We start from the raw sequence: 20,841 nt of genomic DNA, 5'->3' as shown, positions 1-20,841 counted from the left end.
GTCGAACGTGCGCGGGGCGGGCAAACTACTTATACTGCAAGCATGAGAATCGCTACCTTCAACGTCAATGGCATCGGCGCCCGTCTCCCCGCCCTGCTGCAATGGCTCAATGAGACCAAACCGGATGTCGTCTGCTTGCAGGAATTAAAAGCGCCGCAGGAGAAATTCCCCGAAGCCGCGATTAACGACGCCGGTTATCAAGCCATTTGGCACGGTCAGAAAAGCTGGAATGGCGTGGCCATATTGGCGCGCGGCCAGAAGCCGATTGAAACCGGCCGCGGACTGCCGGGCGATGCGGACGACATTCAAAGCCGGTATATTGAGGCGATAGTCGACGGCATATTAATCGGCGGATTATATCTGCCAAATGGCAATCCTGCGCCCGGCCCCAAATTCGATTACAAGCTCAAATGGTTTGATCGTTTGCATACGCACGCCGCCAAATTATTGGACAGCGGCGCGCCGGTAATATTGGCGGGGGATTTCAACGTCATGCCGACCGAGCTGGATGTGTATAAGCCTGAGCGCTGGGTGGATGACGCCTTATTCCGTCCCGAGGTGCGCGCGGCCTATCACAAGCTGCTCGCGCAAGGCTGGACCGATGCGTTACGCACCATGCATCCGGGAGAAAAGATTTATACGTTCTGGGATTATTTCCGCAATGCCTACGGCCGCGACGCCGGCCTGCGCATCGACCACCTGCTGCTCAGTCCTGCGCTGGCGCCGGCGCTGACAGCCGCCGAAGTCGACCGCGACGTGCGCGGCCGCAAGAAGCCCAGCGACCATGCGCCAACCTGGGTCGAGCTGGATCTGAAAAAGATCAGCTAATCCGGGGTCAGTTCTGCCAATCGCACACGGCCTCTACCGTAGCGGCTGCTACGGTAGAGGCCGTGTGCGATTGGCAGAACTGACCCCGGGTTTTAGACGAGCTTGGCCGAGTGCTCGCGGGTGGCGTGGAATTGCAGTTTCGGCCAGCGTTCCTGCGTCAGGCGCAGGTTGACGCCCGAGGTGGCCAGGTAGGCCAGGTTGCCGGCGGCGTCGTAGGCGACGTTGTGGCCGAGTTGGTCCTCGAAGTCGGACAGGGCTTTCTTGTCGTCGCTCGATACCCAGCGTGCGCTGCTGATGCTGGTGCCTTCGAATACCGCATCGACGCCGTATTCGTTCAGCAGACGGCTGGCCACCACTTCAAACTGCAGCACGCCGACCGCGCCCAGCACCAGCTCGCCACCTTGCACCGGCTTGAAGACCTGCACCGCGCCCTCTTCGCCCAGCTGCTGCAAGCCTTTGTGCAGCTGCTTGATTTTCAGCGGGTTGCGGATGCGTACCTGGCGGAAGAAGTCCGGCGCAAAGAACGGGATGCCGGTGAAGGTCAGCTGTTCGCCTTCGGAGAACGAGTCGCCGATCTGCATATTGCCGTGGTTCGGCAGGCCGATGATGTCGCCGGCGTACGCTTCCTCCACCTGCTCGCGGGTCGACGCCATGAACGTCACCACCGACGAGACCTTGACTTCGCGGCCCAGGCGCAAATGCTTGACCTTCATGCCGCGCTCGAAACGGCCCGAACACACGCGCAGGAAGGCGATGCGGTCGCGGTGCGCCGGGTCCATATTGGCCTGGATCTTGAACACGAAGCCGGTGAACGGCTCTTCCTTCGGATCGACCGCGCGCACGGTGGCGTCGCGCTCGCGCGGCGCCGGCGCCCAGTCGACCAGCGCCGACAGGATCTCGCGCACGCCGAAGTTGTTGATCGCCGAGCCGAAGAACACCGGCGTCTGCACGCCGGCCAGGAATTCTTCCAGGTCGAACGGGTGCGAGGCGCCCTTGACCAGTTCCACTTCCATGCGCAGCTGGTCCATCTCCAGCGGGAACATTTCCTGCAGGCGTGGATTGTCGATGCCTTCGATGATCTCGAACGCGCCGTCGGCCTTCTCTTCACCGGCCTTGAACAGCATGATGGTGTCGTTCAGCAGGTGGTACACGCCGCGGAAGTTCTTGCCCATGCCGATCGGCCAGGTCACCGGCGCGCACTGGATCTTCAGCACCGATTCCAGCTCGTCCAGCAGTTCCAGCGGATCGCGGGTCTCGCGGTCCATCTTGTTCATGAAAGTCACGATCGGCGTGTTGCGCATGCGGCAGACGTCGAGCAGCTTGATGGTCTGCGCTTCCACACCCTTGGCGGCGTCAATCACCATCAGCGCCGAGTCGACCGCCGTCAGCACGCGGTAGGTATCTTCCGAGAAGTCCTGGTGGCCTGGCGTATCCAGCAGGTTGACCACGTGATCGCGGAATTCGAACTGCATCACCGACGAGGCCACCGAAATGCCGCGCTGCTTCTCGATCTCCATCCAGTCGGAGGTCGCATGGCGGCCCGATTTGCGGGCCTTGACGGTGCCCGCCATCTGGATCGCGCCCGAGAACAGCAGCAGCTTTTCGGTCAGCGTGGTTTTACCCGCATCCGGGTGGGAGATGATGCCGAAGGTGCGGCGGCGCAGCACTTCGCGGGCGATCAGCGCCGGCGTCTTGGCGCTGGCGGCCGAGGCGCTGTCGTCGTTGCTGTCGGGAGTTACGTTTTCGTTATCGTTGACCATGTATGAGCGATCTGAGGCGGTTCTGCAAACCCTCGATTATACCGGCTCTTGGCCCTGCCGACAGCAACTTATTCCCCCTGCACGCGCCGCCAGCCGACCCGGTGCGCCTCGGCCGACTTACCTTCCTGCAAATTGTTGTTCTTGGTGATGCCGGTGGCCAGCGTGCTGGTCGAGATCAGCTGGCCGTTCTGCAGGCGGAAGATGGTGAAACCGACCGCCGCCGAGTCCGACGACAGGATGACGCCGGCCGGCGTATTCGGCAGCGCCGTGCCGGTGCAGACGTCGACCTGGTAGATATTGCTGGTGCCGCCCACCGAGCAGGCCGACGACGACGACGGCAGATTGGTCACCACATTGGCGACGCCGCTGACGATCTGCGGGTCCAGGTTCATGCGCTCGCCCGGCGTCACGCTCCAGTCGAAGAACCAGCCGTCCTTCTGGCTGAGGTCGACCGGATTGCTGGTCAGCGCGAAACTGATGTTGCTGCTGCTGCCGACCTGGCTCAGGGTCTGCTGCACCATGCTGGCGCCGCGCACATTGATGGTGGCGCCGGTGTCCTTGAGCAGCATCAGGCTCTGGACGTCGGTGTTGGTGGTGTCCGGCACGTCCAGCAGCCGGCCGGTGCCGAACAGCACCACGCGCTGGGCCGTGGTGGCGCTGCTGGTGACGCCGTTGTCGGTGCTGCTGGTGGTCATGGCGCACAGCGTCACGTCGGGCCGGGTGGTGATCGGCTTGCTGGTGCCGGCGTCGCCCATCTTGACCACCGGCACGGTGGCGCCGGTGGCGTCGGTCAGATCGAAGCGCCACATGCGGCCGTTGATGTCGCCGCCGTAGATGTAGGTGGTGGCCGGGTCCAGGTTGGGATCGCTGCTGATGCCGGTGATCTTGGCCAGGCCGGACGGCGTGGTGGTGTCGCCGGTCTGATTCGAGACTTTCTTCAGCACCGCGCCGGTGGCGACATCGACGATGTACAGGATGCCCTGGCCGCTGCCGGTGGCGACGCCGTCCGTGCCCGGCACATTGTTGTAGCCGGAGGTCAGGAACACCACCCACTGGTTGTTCCACAGGCCGAACTGCGGATTGCCGAAGGTCAGGCCGATGTCCGGATCGTTGCGGCTGCACACGGTGGAATCGGCGCAGAATTCCCACAGCGCCACCGGATTGGTGGGATCGGTGACGTCGATCGCATAGTAGCCGCGGCCGCCGCCGTTGAGGCCGGCCACCAGCACGGTTTTCCAGACGCCGCCGATCTGCACGTCGCCCAGCTCGGGCGAGCCGTCGGTGGTGAACTGGTGATTGGTGCCGTAGGTGATGCTGGCCTGCAGGTACAGCTTTTTCATGGTAATGCGGGGCATATAGGCCCAGCGTTCGGTGCCGTTGCTGGCGTCGAACGCGTGCAGCATGCCGTCGTTGGCGGCGGTGAACACCGTGGCCGGACGGGTCAGCGTGCCGGCCTTGAAGTCGGCATAGCCGGCGCGCGTGTAATTCTTGCGCGCGTCGCGCAGATAGGCAGGTTTGGACGAGGCGATGTCGCCCAGCAGGATAGGAATCGCGCCGGTCTGGCCGGGCGGCGTGTGGTCGGTCAGCGTGTAGGCGCGGAACAGGCGGTCGTCGGCATAGGTCTGGGCGCCGCGCAGCCAGTTGACCATGTTGACGCCGTTGTTGACGGTGTCGCGCTCGGCCGTGGTCAACAGCGTGCATTGCGCCAGCGCCGTGCACTTGTTGCTGAACCAGCCTTTCTCCAGCGTGCTCATGGTGTTGAAGTTGACTTCCTTCAGCGTGTTGTTGCTGGTGTCCAGCATCTTGATCACGCGGGCCGCCGGACCGGTGGCGCCGATGTCGCGCCCCACCGTGTCCGAGCTGATCCAGGTGGTGGCGCCGATTTCGCCGGTCGAGGTGTTGATTTTCTTGGCCGCCAATTCGCCGTACCACTTCACGGTGGTGAAGGTGTCGGCGAAGATGTCGTTGTCAGCTAGCGAAATATTCGGCGTCGAGGTCGCCGCCGCCGCCGCCGCGCCGAGGCGGATCTGCATGTTCGACAGCGCTTCGCTCAGGCCAGCCACCACTTCCTTCGGCTGCGAGGCGCTGAAATACTTGCCATGGCCATTGACCGCCGCGTGCCACAGATCGTCCACCCGCTCCTGCACCGTGTTGCCGGTGTTGGTCACGTCCGGATTCGGCCACACATAGGGGCCGTTGCTGTTCCACGGGCAGCCGGTGGCGACGCGCGTGATCAGGTTGTAGAAGTCGCCGCCGACCTTGCGCGCGGTGGTGTCGTAGTTGGGGTCGTAGTTCATCACGCCGTCCACGCCCAGGCCCAGCGTGTAGGTGTTCATGTGCAGGTGGGTGTTTTCGCCGGAACGCGCCGGCACCGAGCCGGCCTTGCTCATGTCCGGCTCCAGCGTCGGCCGCAGCGACACGGTGCCGGTGCTGGAGCCGCCGTTGTACCAGTGCAGCGCCACGTCCGCCAGCGACGGCTGGCTCTGCGCCCGCGTGTCGACGCAGCCGGTGGCGTAGCTGCAGAAGCGCGAGGTGCTCTCGGCATTGTCGTTGTTGACCACCGCCGGGAAGCCGCTGCCGTAGTCCTTGGTCGAGCCACCGTTCCAGTAGCCGTCGGTGGTCAGGATCACGAAGTTCTGCTGGCAGGGGAATTGCACCACTTCCTGGCCGGCCGCGTACTGGTACGGCGTCTGGTTGGCGAACATGCGGCCGAGGTTGTCGAGCGCCGGCCGGGTCGGCGTCGATCCCGAGGTGGTGGTGGCGTACAGCTTGGTGTACCAGGTGCTGCGCGAGGTGCCGGTGAAATCGGACGGCACCATTTCCATCGCGCCGCCGGTGGCGGCCACCGACAACTTGGCGAAGCCGACCTTGTAGTTGGCGTTCAGCGTCGAGAACGCCAGGCCGACCGAGGTCTTCATCATCTGCAAGCGGGTCTTGTAGTAGACGTACCAGTTGGCGAAATTGGTCATTTCTTCCTGGTAGGTGCAGACGCCGGCCTGGGCCACGCAATCGGTGCGGTCGCTGCCCCTCGGATAGGTTCTGCCGGTGACGATGTCCACGCGGGCGAAGCTGCTGGGGCCGGTCGAGCCGCCCGACATCGGCGCCGTCACGGTCGGTATGGTGTCGACAAAGCCGGCGCTCCTGGTGGCGGTGAAGCTCAGGCCGGAGACGGCGGTCGCGGACGGCGTCTGGCCGTTGGCGGTGGCGGCCACATTCACCAGGCAGACGGTTGTGTTCGGGGCGGCGCGGCAGATGTCGGTCACGCTGTTGCCGCCGACATAGGCGCGCACGCTGGCGCTGACGCCGATGGCGCTGACGATGGCGCTGGCCGCCGTGGCGGCGCTGGCGCGGCGGGCGATGGAGACGTTGCTGGCCAGCGTCGTCGTGTCCAGCTTGACGGTGGTCGACAGCAGCAGCGTGTTCGCGGCAGTGCCGCTGACGTCAAGCAGCGCGGTGGGCGGCACCACCGCCGCCGGCGAGGACGTGACCGTCAGCGCGTAGCCGGAGCGCGAGGCGTCGAAGATGCGCGGGCAGTTGGCGGCATTCTTCGGCGTGGCGGTGCAGTCGACCGCCACCACGCCGACGATGTTGTCGGCACTGAGCGTGATGCCCAGGCTGGCGCAGGTCGGCACGTTGCTGACGCCGGTCGGCGTCAGCACGCAGGCCAGGTAGCGCGGCATCGCCGTGTTGCTGTTGATGTTGCTGGCCAGCGCGCTGGCCATGGCCTGGCGGTTGATGGCGGTGCTGGTGCCGTTGGTGGCCGTCACCGGCCCCGACGTCAGCGTCACGCTGGTGCCGCCCTCGTTGATGCTGACGCTGCTGATCGCCAGCTGACCGGTTCCCAGCGAGGCATTGATGGCGATGGTGGCATAGGCCGCCACCGACCCGGCCGAGGTCGAATAGCGCGGATACTTGAAGGCCCCCACCTGCTTGGCCTGGCAGGTGTTCAGCGTCTTGTCGCTGCACCAGCGCACCTTGACCGGCACCGGGTAATTGGCCGGCGCCGCCGCACCCACCGATGTGGTGCGGCACACCGTCATGGTGTCGTCGGTACAGTATTCGGTCACGCCGATGTTGTAATAGTACGGCGCGCCGTAGATCACCGTGGCCGAGGTATGAGTGGCGTCGGGATAGGTGTAGGTGCTGGTGTTGGTGCCGCAGTCGTTGCTGTTGTTGGGATTGCACCAGCGCAGGTCGGGAAAGCCGGTCAGCAGATTGACCGACGACGCCGAGCTGCTGGCGGTGCCGCCCAGGGTGCTGTAGCGCACGCTGAAGCCGTCGTTGCTGACATTGGTGAAGGTGGTCTGCGACGGGTAGAACGTGCCGTCGGCGCGCACCGGCACCGCGTACAGGATGGCCGGATTGTAGTACTGCTTGTTGAAGTCGGCCGTCATGTACGGCGGGTGGCCGGGCTGGCAGCTGACCGCGCTGGCGGCCAGCGTGGCGCCGCCGCGGCAGATGGCGTCGTCAACGTAGTCGGGCGTGTAGGCCTGGTCCATCGAGCCGGAATTATCGAACAGCAGCATCAGGTTGGGCTTGACGGTGCCGGTGCCCTGGATGTTCAGCAGCGGCACCTGGGCGATCTGGGTCTGGGCCGCGAAGGCGGCGGCCGACACCAGCAGCATCAGGCTCAACAGGGCACGGCGGCCCAGCGTGGACAGGGAGGAGTTCATGGTTGTTCCATTTTAAAAACCGGCCTCACGGGCCCATCATCACCACCGACTGCACCACCACGTTGCCGCCGCGCGGACCGAAGATGCGCGCGGTGATCACGTAATGCAGTTGCGGCTGGCCATCGTACACAGGCGCATTCTGCGACAGGCTGGAGCCGAGCGCCGTCGGTGCGGCCACGCCCTGCTTTGCCGCGCTCAGCATGCAGCTGTTGGCGACCGGCGTGGTGGCGTTATAGGTGCCGGAAAAGTTGCACAGGCGGTGAATCACGTATTCGACGGGGCTGCCGCCGCCAACCGGGTTGATGACGACCGAGCCGGCCCAGAACGCCGGAGTGCTGACGGTCCAGGTCGAATTCATGGTGGCGACATAGCCGTTGGCCGCGCTATTGGCCACCAGCAGCGGCTTGGTGGCCGGCTGCGACAACCAGTCGAAGGCCGTGTGCACACCGAGGTCGGCCTCCTTGCTGAGCGCGGCGTCATAGGCCAGGTTGGTCACCGTCAGCGTGGTCGAGGTGCTGGCGCGCAGCAGGTAGATGCTGCCGATCAGCATCACGGTCAGCATGATCAGAATCACCGGCAAGGCGATGCCGCGCTGGCGCGGTGGGCATGGTCGCATCATCATGGCCGCCATTGCGCGTTGCGCACCGGGACTACGGTTTCGAACACCCGGTAGGTGTAGCACTGCCAGGCGACCGGATCGCCGGCGACGGCGACGTTGACGCTCACCGGCACCGCCGCCGCGCCGCCCACCGCCGTGTTGAACAGGCTGGGCTGCGCGTCGGTCGCGTGGCAGGCGCCGTCGCTGCCGGGCCGCGCCGCCGTCTTGCTGCGCGCCACCACCGCCAGCCGCAGCGCCACCACGCGCTGGAAGTCGCCCGGCCCGGCCACGACGCCATCGTTGTCGGCGTCGGTCATGGTGTTGCTCCATTGCGTCAGCTGCACGCCGTTGCCGTCCGGCGGCGGCAGCGGGTTATAGATAGGCACGACGCGCGTGTCCAGTCCATACTGGGCCTTGATCGAGACGATGTTGTCGGTCACCGCCACGCCCTGCGGGCCGGCGCCGGCCAGGTCGGTGGCGCGCAGCAGCAAGTTACCGGCCGACACCGACCAGGTATGGAAGGACAGCAGCGCCGGCGCGCCGAGATTGAAGATGCGGCCGCCACCCTTGGCATAGGAGTGCGCCAGCCCGCTGGCCGGACCGAAGCGGAAACCGCTGCCGCTGGCGAGGGCGATCTTGTCGCTGTTCGAGCCCGACTGCATGCCGCTCATCTGCACGATGGAGCAATCCGTATAGCCGGCCGAGGCCGGTTCGGGCACGACCACCAGCACATCGCCGCCGGTAAAGCCGAACGGCGTCTGGGTGCTGGTCGGCAGCACGGTGGCGCCAGCCGCGAGGTCGCCATTGACGCGCAGCGAACCGACCGCGGCGGCGGACTTGCCGGCGTACAGCGAGATCACGTCCGGCCCGCTGCCGCCGGGCTGGATCACCGCGGCCGCCAGCGGCGTGCGGACCACGCCGCCCACCGTGATCTGCGCCAGCGCATAGCCGCCGCTGTCGGAAAAGCTGGTGTTGCAGCCGGCCACCAGCGTATCGTTGATGCCCCAGCCGGCTTCGGCCGCGTCGTTGCTGATCGAGTACAGCGCCAGCATGCCGTTCTGCATCGAGGCCGAACCGCCGACCGCGCCGTCCTTGGTCTGCTCGCCGCTGACCACCAGCCGCGTGGCGAACAGGATCGCCAGCATGCCGATCACGACGCTGACCATCAGCTCGACCAGCGAGAAACCGGCGGACCGGCGCGGAAGCGGCAGGCGTCGCATGTCAGGATCCTATGTAGGCGGTGAGTTGCTGGCGGATTTCCGCCGCGCCCGCCTTGCGGGTCCAGCGGATGCTGATGTCGACCTGGCTGCGGTGCGGCTGCTGCGTCACCGTCACCGACATGATCGCGCCTGGAATCACGGCGGCGGTTTCCCTGGCCCACGGGCCGATGGTGCTGTTGGGCGTGGCGCCTTCGGCCAGCGCGTAGCTGGCCACGTTGGCGGCGTCGGTGCTGATGGCGCCGACCAGTTTTTCGCAGGCCAGCGTGGCTTCGGCGCGCAGGCCGGCGTCCGACAGCGCAGAATAGGCGCGCGCCTGCATGCCGATCGCGCCCAGCAGGCCGATGCCGAGGATGACCACGGCGATCATCACCTCCAGCAACGCGATGCCGCGCTGCGCCACGCTATGCCGGCGCCGCATCATGGCGGACACGCCCGCGAATCGCCGGCATCCCTGGTGGGGTCGCATTGCGTCGGCATGCCGGCCAGCGACACCGTCACCGCGCTGACCGGCACGTCATGCGCGAAGGCGGTTGACGGGTCCAGCCGCAGCTGGGCCACGCGCGGCTGGATGGTCGGATCGACCCAGCCCAGCGCCGTGTAATAAATGGCGTTGGCGCCTTGCGGCGCGATGGTCGGCGTCAGCACGTCGGTGGTCGACAAGGCGCTGGCGGCGCGGAACACCGAGCGATCGCCGGCTGCCCCCTGCGGATCGCCGCCGGCCGCCGCATCGACGGTGGACCAGGAACCATTGAGGTTGTTGCACGGCGAGCCGGGAATCGGGAAGCAGAGATCGACCTGCCAGTCCATCTGGCCGGTCGTCGGGTTGACGGTGAACGTGATGCGGCTGGCGCTGTTGTGGCTGACCGCCAGCCGGCGCGCCAGCGTGAAGCCTTCCTTGTAGAACTCGGCGGCCGAGCGCGCGCGCGTCGCCATCAGCCAGGCGCTCATGTTCGGGATGGCAATCGCCATCAACACGCCCATGACGACGATGGCGACCATCATCTCGATCAGCGTGAAGCCGGTCGAGCGGCCGCGGCTTAGTTGGACGAACATTTCCCGCCCTTGCGGTCGACCCAGCAATCGGTGTTGGTGCCCCAGCCGGTCGGGCTGCCGGTGGTGGCGCGGTGGCCGTTCTGGTCCAGCGTGTAGACGAAGCCGCTCATCTTGCCGATGCCGGTGGCGGTCAGCGTGTAGCTGGACGGGCCGGCGTTGCTCAGCGCATAGGTGAAGTTCGCGGTGGCGGCCGGGAAGCCGGTGGCGTTATTGAAATTGGCGTAGGTGCGGCCGTTCGGCCAGAACTGCTCGGCGGCCGGCTGCGCCGCGCCCAGCGCGGTGAAGGCTTCGGTCAGGCGGCTGCGGGTGACGTAGTCGCCATACATGGGCAGCGCCACGGCGGTCAGAATGCCGATGATGGCAATGGTGACCAGCAATTCAATCAGGGTAAAGCCTGCACGTGCGCGTTTCATGGTATCCCCGTTTGAGAATGTTGCTCTATGGAGAAAGTATAACGTGCCCGCCTGTCGTTTCCCTGAAGAAATGCTGACAAACTCCTGACAAATGCACACATCAGGGAAATTTCACCTGGAACAAGGCGCCGCAGCCGCCCGCCGCCTCGCCGACCGACAGCCGGGCGCCATGCACCACGGCGATGTCGCGCACGATGGCCAGGCCCAGGCCGCTGCCGTGGGTCTTGTCGTCCAGCCGCACGTAGCGGTTGAAGACCTGCTCGCGCTGCGCCGGCGGAATGCCGGGGCCGTTGTCCTCCACCATCAGCAGGCCGGGACGCACGCTGACCGTCACCGCGCCGTGCGGCGGCGTGTAGCGGATGGCGTTGTCGATCAGGTTGTCGATCAGGTCGCGCAGCAGGAAGCGGTCGCCGCTGACAGTGGCCGGCTGCAGGTCGAAGCCGATGTCGATGTGCTTCAGCGTGGCCTGGTCGACGAAGGCCTGCACCGCGTCGGCCACCAGCGCATCCAGCGCCAGCGGTTCCAGCCGGGCTTTCTCGAACTGGTCGGGCTCGGCGCGGGCCAGGGCCAGCAGCTGGTTGGTCTGCCGTATCATGCGCTCGGTGGCGGACAGCATCAGGCCGACCGAGTGCGCGGTGTCCGGCTCCGCGTGGCGCGCGCCCAGCCATTCCAGCTGGGTCTTGAGCCCGGCCAGCGGCGTGCGCAGCTGGTGCGCGACATTGACCAAGAAATCCTGGCGCGCCTGCGCGCCCTCGCCCACCTTGCCCAGCAGGCCGTTGACGGCGGCCACCACCGGCTCCAGTTCATACGGCACATCGCCGGTGGCGACCGGCGCCAGGTCATTGCCCTCGCGCGCGTTGAGCTCGGAGCGCAGCCGGATCAGCGGGCGCAGGCCGTTGCTGACCGAGAACCAGATCAGCGCCACGCAGGCCAGCGCAAACACGCATTCCACCAGCACCAGCGTGCGCAGCACCGCCTCGCGCAGATGCGGGGCGGCCAGCATGTAGGCCAGCGCGCCGGCGGCCAGGTTCATCAGCAGCACCGGCGGAATCAGCCACTTGAGCAGGCGCAGCCGGATGCTGTGGGCGCTCATGCCACCGGTTCCAGCATGTAGCCGAAGCCGCGGATGGTGCGGATCGAGACGCCGGCGTCGGCGATTTTCAGGCGCAGCCGCGAGATATAGACTTCCACCGCGTTCAGGGTCAGGTCGTCGCCCCACGGCAGGATGGCGTCGATGATCTGCTGCTTGGACACCACGCGCGACGCGTGCTGCAGCAGGTATTCCAGCACCGCCCACTCGCGCACCGACAACTCGATCACCTTGTCGCCGACCCGTGCGCGCTTGGCCGCCACGTCCAGCGACAGGTCGCCCAGCGCCAGCGCGGCGGCCTGGGGCGCGTGGCGGCGCGCCAGCGCCTTCACCCGCGCCACCAGTTCGGCGGTGGCGAAGGGCTTGACCAGGTAGTCGTCGGCGCCCTGCTCCAGGCCGCGCACGCGATCCTCGATGGCGTCGCGCGCCGTCAGCAGCAGCACCGGCACGGCGCTGCCGCGCGCGCGCAGGCGGCGCACCACTTCGAAGCCGTCCATGCCGGGCAGGCCGATGTCCAGCACCACCACCTCGGCGACGGCGGCGCGCTGCAGGACTTGATCCGCCTGGGCGCCATTGCCGATGACCTCGACCGCCATGCCATGGCCGCCAAGCACGCGGCTCAGGCCGTCCGCCAACACCGCATCGTCTTCCACTACCAGTACCTGCATATTCGTGCGCCACCTGTTTGGGATGTGTGCCATTATGCCGCTGCCCATCTCAGAAAGACAGTAGCCTCTGTAGGAGCAGGACTACAACCCTGCATGTCCTATGCCTACATTTGTGCGTCCCCTGCTCTTATGTTCGCCAATTAACAATCCTCATAAAGTTACACCAACACGTAACTAGCTTGTGAGGATCACCATGAACAACACCCAAGTCAACGCCACCACCAAGCCGGCCCGCGCCTTGCCGGTCGCCGCCAAAGCGATCAAGGTTGCGTCCCGGCCTGCGGTCACCTACACCGGCGCCCAGCAGAACGAACTGCTGGCAGCGTTGCCGCGCGAGGTGCTGGAATCCCTGTTCGAGCATCTGGAAATGGTGCAGCTGCCGTTCGGCAAGGAAGTCTTCGAATTCGGCAACGCCATGGAATACGTCCACTTCCCGACCACCGCCATCATCTCGCTGCTGTACGTCATGGAAGACGGCGCCACCACCGAGATCGCCGTGATCGGCCATGAAGGCGTGGCCGGCGTGTCGCTGTTCGAAGGCGAGCGCGCCATGTGCAGCGCCGTGGTGCAGGCGGCCGGCTACGGCTACCGCATGAAGACCGAGCACCTGCGCGCCGCCTTCGCCAGGGGTGGCGCCCTGCCGGCCCTGCTGATGCGCTACAACACCGCGCTGTTCGCGCAGATGGCGCAGAACGCCGTCGGCGGCCGCCACAGCTCGATCGAACAAAAGCTGTGCCGCTGGCTGCTGGACCGCCTGGACCGTTCGCCATCGAACTCGCTGAAGGTCACGCAGGAAATGATTTCCATCATGCTCGGCGTGCGCCGCGAAAGCATCACCGCCGCCGCCGGCAAGCTGCAGGACGAAGGCCTGATCACCTACCGCCGCGGCAACATCACCGTGCTTGATCGCTCAGGCTTGGAGGCGTATGCGGGTGAGTGCTATAAGGTGGCGAAGACGGAGTTTGATCGTCTGCGATTGGATGTAGCACGCTGTTAAGCACGTCGGTGATGGCCGGCGGCAGCGTGGGCATCGGCGTCGGCACGTGGACCGGCGGCGCCGATTCAGCTCCCTGCTGACGCAGCGGTATCGACACCTCAATACAGGTGCCCGTTTCATTGCGGCCGCGGCGGATGTTCAGATTCCCGCCCAGCAGCAAGGCGCGTTCGCGCATGCCCAGCAGGCCGTGCGACATCGGCTTGATGATGGTGTCGGAGGCGATGCCGACGCCGTCGTCGATAATCCGCAGCATCAGCCCTTCGCCGCTGCGGTTCAAGGTCACCGTGACACGGCTGGCCTTGGCGTATTTGCGGATGTTGGTCAGCGATTCCTGCACGATGCGGAATAGCGCGATCGACAGGTCGCCTGAATCGCGCGTCAACCCCTCCATGTCGGCCGCCACATTGCAGTCGCAGCGCACCTGCGCCAGACGGCTGAATTCCTCGCAATAGCTTTCGATGGCCGCGCACAGGCCCAGGTTGTCCAGCAGGCTCGGGCGCAGATTCTCGACGATGCGGCGCTTCATCTCCACGGTTTCCACCAGCGTGGCGCGGGCGCGCTTGAGCTGCTCGGCCAATTCCGGGTGCGTGTTGCGCAACTGCTGGGTGACGGCGGAAATGTCCATGCTGATCGAAGTCAGGTTGGCGCCCAGTTCGTCGTGCAGCTCGCGCGACAAGCGGGCCTTCTCCTCCTCGCTGATGCTGATCAGGTGGCGCGACAGCACCGACAACTGCTCGGTGCGCTGCTGCACCGTCGATTCCAGGTTTTCGTTGGCGCTTTGCAGCGCGTGTTCGACCGCCGCGCGGTGCGCAAAGCTGCGCCGCACCAGCTGGTAGAACATCACCAGCACCAGGATCGCCAGCGCATTGATGCTGACGCCCAGCCATACCGCCTTCTGGTATTCCTTGTAGAACATGGCGCTGCGCGTGGTCAGCGTTTCGTTCTGCTCCTGCTCCATGATCACCACCTGCAGGCGGATCTCGTCCATGCTGGCGCGGTCGTCGCTGAGCTTGGCGATATTGACGATTTCCTGCAGGCCGCCGTCGCGGTAGACGTCGATTGCCTGGCTCATGATGCTCAGGCGGCGGCGCACCAGCGTGTGCAGCTGGGTCAGGTTCTTCAGTTGCGAGGGATTATCGGCCAGCAGTTTTTCCAGCTCGCGGAATTCCGCTTCGCTGTCGGCCAGCGCGGTGCGCGTCGGCCCCAGGTAGGAATCGCGGCCGGACAGGAAATAGCTGCGCATGCTGCTCTCGGCATCCAGCACCAGCACGTTCAGGTATTGCAGGCGGTCGGCGACGCGCGCAGTCTGACTCAGCAGGACTTGCGCACCGCGCAGGGCTTGCAAATTATGGAACAGGCTGAAACCGTTGACGATCAGCAGCAATGCGCACGTCACGCACAAGATGGTCTTGTACAGCGGCATGCGGTGATGCGGCGCCGTTTCGACGGTGAAATACATCCGTTTCCTTCACTAAATTGGGGCACGGCGCAGATACGCCATGCTCTCCAATTATAGACTGGAAGAAAAATTGATGTGTCTGTGCGCACTCCAACAGTGCGCACATATTGCTAATCTAAAAGATTATTCTTCATGGCGTAGTAGGTCAGGTCCGAGTTGGACTGCATGCCCATTTTTTCCATGATGCGGGTGCGGTAGGTGCTGACAGTTTTAATGCTCAACGACAGCGCCACGCCGATGTCGGACACGGTGGCGCCGCGCGCCAGGCGCAGGAATACCTGGAACTCACGGTCCGACAGCTCGGTGTGCAGCGCCGTGTTCGGGTCGCGGTCGAAGCTCTGCGCCAGCAGCTCGCCCACCTGCGAACTGACGTAGCGGCGGCCCTGGTAGACGGTGCGCACCGCGGTGATCAGCTCGTCCGCCTCGCACTCCTTGTTCAGGTAGCCGTTGGCGCCCATCTTGAACAGGTTGAGCGCGTACTGCTGCGCCGGATAGCCGGACAGGATCAGCACCGGCAGATCTGGCTGGCCCTGGCGGATGGTGCGCAAGGTGTCGATACCGCTCTGATCAGGCATGGCAATATCGAGCAACAGCACATCGCAAATTTCGCGGCGGGCGATATCCAGCGCTTCGCGGCCGGTACCGGCTTCCGCCACCACGTCGAAATCATCCGACGATGAAAAAATCTGTTTAAAGCCTGCTCTTACAATTTGATGGTCGTCACAAATGGCAACGCGTATCATTGTTTCCTCTCGTCGTGTCCGGTTCTGGTCCGGACTATCCGCCACCGTGCATCAGCGTCAGCTGATATTAGAATAATATTGAAAGTATAGCAGTAATCAACTGCCTGCCGCGCCTTGCGCCTGCGGTGCGCGGGGTCTTCAGCCTTCCTTAAGCAAGCTGAGAACCGCCAGCAACTCGCTGCGGATCAAGTCGCGGTCCAACGGCGGAACAACGGCTGACGGATGCACGCCGTTGACAGCCGCTCCCGCATCATACTCCGTGGCCGCGCTGTCGGAAGCGCGGCTATCGAGTTTATTGCGCGCGCCGCTGATCGTGAAACCCTGTTCATACAACAGCTCGCGGATGCGGCGTATCAGCAGCACCTCGTGGTGCTGGTAATAGCGGCGGTTGCCGCGGCGCTTGACCGGCTTGAGCTGGGTAAATTCCTGCTCCCAGTAGCGCAGCACGTGCGGCTTCACGCCGCACAGCTCGCTGACTTCACCGATGGTGAAGTAGCGCTTGGCCGGGATCGGCGGCAGGACGACCAGTTCGGACTTGGCGAGACGATCGTTCATTGCAACTCAGCTCCCGTTCAGGCGGCGCGCGCCATCGGATTGCTCTCTTCGACCATGCCCTTGAGTTTCTGGCTGGCGTGGAAAGTCACGACGCGGCGCGCCGTGATCGGGATTTCCTCGCCGGTTTTCGGATTGCGGCCAGGCCGCTGCGGCTTGTCGCGCAGCTGGAAGTTGCCGAAACCGGACAGCTTGACCGCTTCACCGCGCTCCAGCGCGTTGCGAATCTCGTCAAAGAAGGTCTCCACCATGTCCTTGGCCTCGCGCTTGTTCAGGCCGACCTGTTCGAACAGCAGTTCGGCCAGTTCCGCCTTGGTCAGCGTGGGCAAATCCTTTTCCGCATCCTGGCGCACCTTGGCAACCTGCATGGCGCGATGTAAATCGGCAGCCAATGCGGATTGGAGTACGGCGGAATCAACGTCGTTGTTATTAATTTTCCAGCCCTGCCTTATATAGAAATGACTGAGTCCGGCACAAGCCGGACTCCCGATTGGTCAAAAATACAACGCTTACGAACGCAGGCGCGCGCCGTGTTTTTGCTTGGCGGCGTCGCCGGCAGCGGCCATGATAGCCTCCACCACGTCGTCTTGCAGCGTGTTTTGAGTATCTTGCAAGCTAAAGCGGAAAGCAAGTGATTTTTCGTCGGCTTCCAAACCTTTGCCACGATATTCATCAAACAAAACAATGGCTTGCAAAATCTTGCCCTGTGGACTCTGTTGCACGGCAGCATTAAATGCATCCAACAAATCCTGCGCCGGCACATCTTGCTTGACTACCACGGCCAGGTCGCGGGTGGCGCCTGGGAACTTGGAAATCTCATCATATTTTGGCACAGGTCGTTGCTGCAAGGCAATCGCCTCAACCTCGAATACCACAGGGGCATGCGGCAGCTCGTATTTTTGCAGCCAGCGCGGGTGCAGCTCGCCGATGAAGCCGATGACTTTGCCATCCAGCAACACATGCGCCGAGCGGCCCGGGTGCAGCGCCGGGTGTTCCGCCTTGACGAAACGCAGCGACAGCGGCGCGAACAGGTGCTCCAGGTCGGCCTTGACGTCGAAGAAGTCGACCGCGCGATTGTCCTGGCCCCACTGCTCGTCCGCCACGCCGCCGTAGGCGATGCCGGCCACGCGTTTCGGCTGGTGGTAGCCGCCCACGGTCAGCGGACCGTCGGCCACGCTGGCGTCGCGCTGGTAGATGGCGCCGATTTCAAACGCGCGCACGCGGTTGGTCTTGCGGTTCAGGTTGTAGCGCACGTTGGCGACCAGGCTGCCGATCAGCGTCGAACGCATCACGCTCAGCTGGCTGGCGATCGGGTTCTGCAGCTTGATCGGATTGCTGTTGCCGCCGAAGTCCTGCTCCCACTGGGCTTCCACGAAGCTCATGTTGACCACTTCCTGGTAACCCAGGTCGGCCAGCTGGTGGCGCACCGCGAACAGCGAGCGGGTGTTTTCCGGCGCGATGATCATGGTGTTGGCAGCCACCGGCGCCACGGTCGGGATGTTCTCGAAGCCGTAGACGCGCGCCACTTCCTCGATCAGGTCTTCCTCGATTTCGATGTCGAAGCGGTACGACGGCGAGGTCACCGAGAACACGCCGTCTTCCAGCGTGAACGGCAGCGCCAGGCGGGTGAAGATGTCGGCGATGACCTGGTCGTCCAGCGCCACGCCGATGACCTTCTGCGCGCGCGCGGTGCGCAGCTTGACCGGCTGGCGCTGCGGCAGGTTGACGATCTGGTCGTCCACCGGGCCCACCTGGGTGGTGGCGGTGCCGCAGATTTCGATCAGCAACGAGGTGATGCGCTCGATGTGCTCGACGGTGGTGGCGTAGTCGACGCCGCGCTCGAAGCGGTGCGCCGCATCGGTCGAGAAGTTGTACTTGCGGGCCCGGCCCTGGATGGCGTTCGGCCACCAGAATGCGGCTTCCAGGTAGATGTTTTCGGTTTCCAGAGAGACCGCGGTGGCGTCGCCGCCCATGATGCCGGCCAGCGATTCGATTTCCTGGTCGTCGGCGATCACGCCCACCCATTCGTCGACCGCCACGGTGCTGCCGTTCAGCAGTTTCAGCGATTCGCCCTTGCGGCCCCAGCGCACGTCGAGGCCGCCGTTTATCTTGTTCAGGTCGAACACGTGGGTCGGACGGCCCAGCTCCAGCATCACGTAATTGGAGATGTCCACCAGCGCCGACACCGAGCGCTGGCCGCTGCGCTCCAGGCGCTGCTTCATCCAGTCCGGGGTGGCCGCCTTGGCGTTCAGGTTGCGGATCACGCGGCCCGAGAAACGGCCGCACAGGTCCGGCGCCGAGATTTTCACCGGCAGCTTTTCGTCGCTGTTGACGGCCACCGCGCGGTAGGCCGGCACGGTCAGCGCCACGCCGGTCAGCGCCGACACTTCGCGCGCCACGCCCAGCACCGACAGGCAGTCCGCCTTGTTCGGGGTCAGCTTGATGGTGAACTTCAGGTCGTTCAGCGCGTAGTAGTCGCGGAAGTTCTGGCCGATCGGCGCGTCGTCCGGCAGTTCCAGCAGGCCGCTGCCCTCTTCCGACAGCTTCAGTTCCTTGGCCGAGCACAGCATGCCTTGCGACTCGACGCCGCGCAGCTGGCCCACCTTGATTTCAAACGGCTTGCCGTCGGCGCCAGGCGGCAGCACGGCGCCGGCCATGGCGCACACGACTTTCAGGCCCGGGCGCACGTTCGGCGCGCCGCAGACGATGTTCAGCAGGGTGCCGGTGCCGACGTCGACCTGGCAGACGTTCAGGCGGTCGGCGTTCGGGTGCTTGGCCATCTCGCGTACGTGGCCGACGACCACGTTGGAGAACGGCGGCGCGACAGGTTCCACTTCTTCCACTTCCAGGCCGGACATCGTCAACAGATGGGCCAGTTCGTCCGAAGTCATCTTCGGATCGACCATGGTACGGAGCCAGTTTTCGGAGAATTGCATATTCGTTGAACTTTCTTGTGATCTGGGTCGAGGGCCGGATTAGTTGAACTGCTTCAGGAAACGCAGGTCGCCTTCGTAGAACAGGCGCAGGTCGTTGATCCCGTAACGCAGCATGGTCAGGCGCTCCAGGCCGGAGCCGAACGCGAAACCGATGTACTTCTCAGGGTCCAGGCCGAAATTGCGCACCACCGACGGGTGCACCTGGCCCGAGCCGGACACTTCCAGCCAGCGGCCCTTCAAGGGACCGGAACCAAACGCGATGTCGATCTCGGCCGACGGTTCGGTAAACGGGAAATACGACGGACGGAAACGCACCTGCAGGTCGTCGGTCTCGAAGAAGGCCTTGACGAAGTTCAGGTACACGCCCTTCAGGTCGGCAAAGCTGATGTTCTCGGCGATCCACAGGCCTTCGACCTGGTGGAACATCGGCGAGTGCGTGGCGTCGCTGTCGACGCGGTAGGTGCGGCCCGGCGCGATCACCTTGATCGGCGGCGTGTGGCTGCGGGCGTAGCGCACCTGCATCGGCGAGGTGTGCGTGCGCAGCAGCAGCGGCTTGCCTTCGCTGTCGTTGCCTTCGATGTAGAAGGTGTCCTGCATCGAGCGCGCAGGATGGTTTTCCGGGCTGTTCAGCGCCGTGAAGTTGGTCCAGTCGTTTTCGATTTCGGGGCCGTCGGCCACATCGAAACCGATCGAGCGGAAGATCTCTTCCACCCGCTCCCAGGTGCGCATCACCGGGTGGATGCCGCCGCCGGCGCGGCCGCGGCCTGGCAGCGAGACGTCGATCGCCTCGGCATTCAAACGGGCTTGCAGCTGGGCTTCGGCCAGCGCATCACGGCGCGCGGTCAGCGCGGCTTCGATCTGCTGCTTGGCTGCGTTGATCAGCGCGCCCTGCGCCTTCTTGGCGTCAGGATCGAGCTTGCCCAGGCCCTTCATCAATTCGGTAATCTGGCCGGTCTTGCCCAGGTATTTGGCTTTGGCGTTTTCCAGTGCGGCGGCATCATCTTTGGCCGCGTCGAAATCCTGCACTGCTGAGGCGACGAGTTGTTCCAGGGAGTCCATGCGTTTTTCTTATCCTTGAATCAAAAAACGGGGCACAGGTATGACCCTTGCCCCGTTCTCTTGCGTAAATCAGCGCTTGAAATTAAGCAGCGATTTTAGCTTTAACGACGTTAACAATCGCAGCGAACGCTGGTTTGTCCATCACTGCCATATCGGCCAGGACTTTACGGTCCAGTTCGATTGCAGCTTTCTTCAGACCGTTCATGAACACGCTGTAGGTAACGCCATGCTCACGGGAAGCAGCGTTGATACGAGCGATCCACAGGCGGCGGAAGACGCGCTTCTTGTTACGACGGTCGCGGTATGCGTACTGGCCAGCGCGCATTACTGCTTGCTTGGCAATACGGTATACCTTGCTACGACGACCGCGGTAGCCTTTGGCAAGATTCAGTACTTTTTTATGACGGGCACGCGCAGTAACCCCACGTTTTACTCGAGGCATATTAGCTCCTTAAATGAGTGTGAGATTAAGCGGATGGCATCATCGCGTAGACGCGCTGGACGTCGGACGCATTGATGTTACGGGTGCCGCGCAGTTGACGCTTGTTCTTCGTCGTCTTCTTGGTCAGGATGTGGCGTTTGAAAGCCATACCCGATTTAACGGTACCACCTGGACGCACGCGAAAACGTTTTTTCGCGGAGCTCTTGGTTTTCATTTTTGGCATAGATATTCTGCCCTCTCGGACAGCTCCTATTAAACAGGATTACAGGTGGCAACACTACGTCGCTCTTAGATGCCTGCTCTCACTTGTTTGTGCAGCGGATGCGAGTCCACTACATTTACTACAGCCG

General features: G+C 64.2%; 19 protein-coding genes. 2 read left to right on the top strand and 17 right to left on the bottom strand.

Features of this window, described 5'->3' with window-relative positions; all coding sequences use genetic code 11:
• The first annotated feature begins 42 nt into the window (after positions 1-42).
• Positions 43-828, top strand: coding sequence for an exodeoxyribonuclease III (gene xth / locus GJ698_RS00305; protein ID WP_154355605.1), 786 nt, complete (start codon positions 43-45; stop codon positions 826-828).
• A gap of 92 nt (positions 829-920) precedes the next feature.
• On the opposite strand, the gene GJ698_RS00300 is transcribed toward xth, so the two are convergent.
• The 9 genes from GJ698_RS00300 to GJ698_RS00260 form a co-directional block, all read right to left on the bottom strand.
• Positions 921-2,588 (bottom strand): peptide chain release factor 3, encoded by a 1,668-nt coding sequence (locus GJ698_RS00300; RefSeq protein WP_154355604.1) that lies wholly within the window; start codon positions 2,586-2,588, stop codon positions 921-923.
• Between the two features lie 68 nt (positions 2,589-2,656).
• On the bottom strand, positions 2,657-7,261 hold the full coding sequence (locus GJ698_RS00295) for a PilC/PilY family type IV pilus protein (RefSeq protein ID WP_154355603.1): 4,605 nt from the start codon (positions 7,259-7,261) through the stop codon (positions 2,657-2,659).
• A gap of 25 nt (positions 7,262-7,286) precedes the next feature.
• Positions 7,287-7,883, bottom strand: coding sequence for a pilus assembly PilX family protein (locus GJ698_RS00290; RefSeq protein WP_229259772.1), 597 nt, complete (start codon positions 7,881-7,883; stop codon positions 7,287-7,289).
• Positions 7,880-9,079, bottom strand: coding sequence for a PilW family protein (locus GJ698_RS00285; protein WP_154355601.1), 1,200 nt, complete (start codon positions 9,077-9,079; stop codon positions 7,880-7,882). The genes GJ698_RS00290 and GJ698_RS00285 overlap by 4 nt, the downstream gene beginning before the upstream one ends.
• A 1-nt stretch (position 9,080) precedes the next feature.
• Complete coding sequence (locus tag GJ698_RS00280; RefSeq protein ID WP_154355600.1) at positions 9,081-9,500, bottom strand: type IV pilus modification PilV family protein; 420 nt, start codon at positions 9,498-9,500, stop codon at positions 9,081-9,083.
• Positions 9,497-10,132: a prepilin-type N-terminal cleavage/methylation domain-containing protein gene (locus tag GJ698_RS00275; protein ID WP_154355599.1), complete on the bottom strand. Its 636-nt coding sequence runs from the start codon at positions 10,130-10,132 to the stop codon at positions 9,497-9,499. The genes GJ698_RS00280 and GJ698_RS00275 overlap by 4 nt, the downstream gene beginning before the upstream one ends.
• Positions 10,117-10,545: a type IV pilin protein gene (locus GJ698_RS00270; protein WP_154355598.1), complete on the bottom strand. Its 429-nt coding sequence runs from the start codon at positions 10,543-10,545 to the stop codon at positions 10,117-10,119. The genes GJ698_RS00275 and GJ698_RS00270 overlap by 16 nt, the downstream gene beginning before the upstream one ends.
• Positions 10,546-10,645: 100 nt before the next feature.
• On the bottom strand, positions 10,646-11,638 hold the full coding sequence (locus GJ698_RS00265; RefSeq protein ID WP_154355597.1) for a sensor histidine kinase: 993 nt from the start codon (positions 11,636-11,638) through the stop codon (positions 10,646-10,648).
• Positions 11,635-12,303, bottom strand: a complete 669-nt coding sequence (locus tag GJ698_RS00260) for a response regulator (protein WP_154355596.1) — start codon at positions 12,301-12,303, stop codon at positions 11,635-11,637. Before GJ698_RS00260 ends, GJ698_RS00265 begins: the two co-directional genes overlap by 4 nt.
• 193 nt (positions 12,304-12,496) lie before the next feature.
• Here GJ698_RS00260 and GJ698_RS00255 point away from each other — a divergent pair, with 193 nt between their 5' ends.
• A complete protein-coding gene (locus tag GJ698_RS00255) occupies positions 12,497-13,300 on the top strand; it encodes a Crp/Fnr family transcriptional regulator (protein ID WP_154355595.1) in 804 nt (267 codons plus the stop codon).
• Here the strand turns inward: GJ698_RS00255 and GJ698_RS00250 are convergent.
• The 8 genes from GJ698_RS00250 to rpmI form a co-directional block, all read right to left on the bottom strand.
• The gene (locus tag GJ698_RS00250; protein ID WP_154355594.1) at positions 13,197-14,759 is read right to left on the bottom strand and encodes a CHASE3 domain-containing protein; all 1,563 of its coding nucleotides are present in this window, start codon (positions 14,757-14,759) and stop codon (positions 13,197-13,199) included. The two genes, GJ698_RS00255 and GJ698_RS00250, sit on opposite strands and share 104 nt — an antisense overlap.
• A 110-nt stretch (positions 14,760-14,869) precedes the next feature.
• A complete protein-coding gene (locus GJ698_RS00245) occupies positions 14,870-15,502 on the bottom strand; it encodes a response regulator (protein ID WP_154355593.1) in 633 nt (210 codons plus the stop codon).
• Between the two features lie 138 nt (positions 15,503-15,640).
• Positions 15,641-16,057, bottom strand: coding sequence for a MerR family transcriptional regulator (locus GJ698_RS00240; protein WP_154355592.1), 417 nt, complete (start codon positions 16,055-16,057; stop codon positions 15,641-15,643).
• Between the two features lie 17 nt (positions 16,058-16,074).
• Entirely contained in the window at positions 16,075-16,422 is a 348-nt protein-coding gene (locus GJ698_RS00235) for an integration host factor subunit alpha (RefSeq protein ID WP_019919772.1), read from the bottom strand.
• Positions 16,423-16,563: 141 nt separating this feature from the next.
• Positions 16,564-18,990, bottom strand: coding sequence for a phenylalanine--tRNA ligase subunit beta (gene pheT, locus GJ698_RS00230; RefSeq protein ID WP_154355591.1), 2,427 nt, complete (start codon positions 18,988-18,990; stop codon positions 16,564-16,566).
• A 39-nt stretch (positions 18,991-19,029) separates the two neighbouring features.
• The gene (pheS, locus tag GJ698_RS00225) at positions 19,030-20,049 is read right to left on the bottom strand and encodes a phenylalanine--tRNA ligase subunit alpha (RefSeq protein WP_154355590.1); all 1,020 of its coding nucleotides are present in this window, start codon (positions 20,047-20,049) and stop codon (positions 19,030-19,032) included.
• Positions 20,050-20,131: 82 nt separating this feature from the next.
• On the bottom strand, positions 20,132-20,491 hold the full coding sequence (gene rplT, locus GJ698_RS00220) for a 50S ribosomal protein L20 (protein WP_056156032.1): 360 nt from the start codon (positions 20,489-20,491) through the stop codon (positions 20,132-20,134).
• Between the two features lie 25 nt (positions 20,492-20,516).
• On the bottom strand, positions 20,517-20,714 hold the full coding sequence (gene rpmI, locus GJ698_RS00215) for a 50S ribosomal protein L35 (protein ID WP_110849662.1): 198 nt from the start codon (positions 20,712-20,714) through the stop codon (positions 20,517-20,519).
• Positions 20,715-20,841 lie beyond the last annotated feature (127 nt).

Source organism: Duganella aquatilis (assembly GCF_009674565.1).
GTDB lineage: Bacteria > Pseudomonadota > Gammaproteobacteria > Burkholderiales > Burkholderiaceae_D > Rugamonas > Rugamonas aquatilis.
This window is presented reverse-complemented; position numbering and strand designations above follow the sequence as displayed.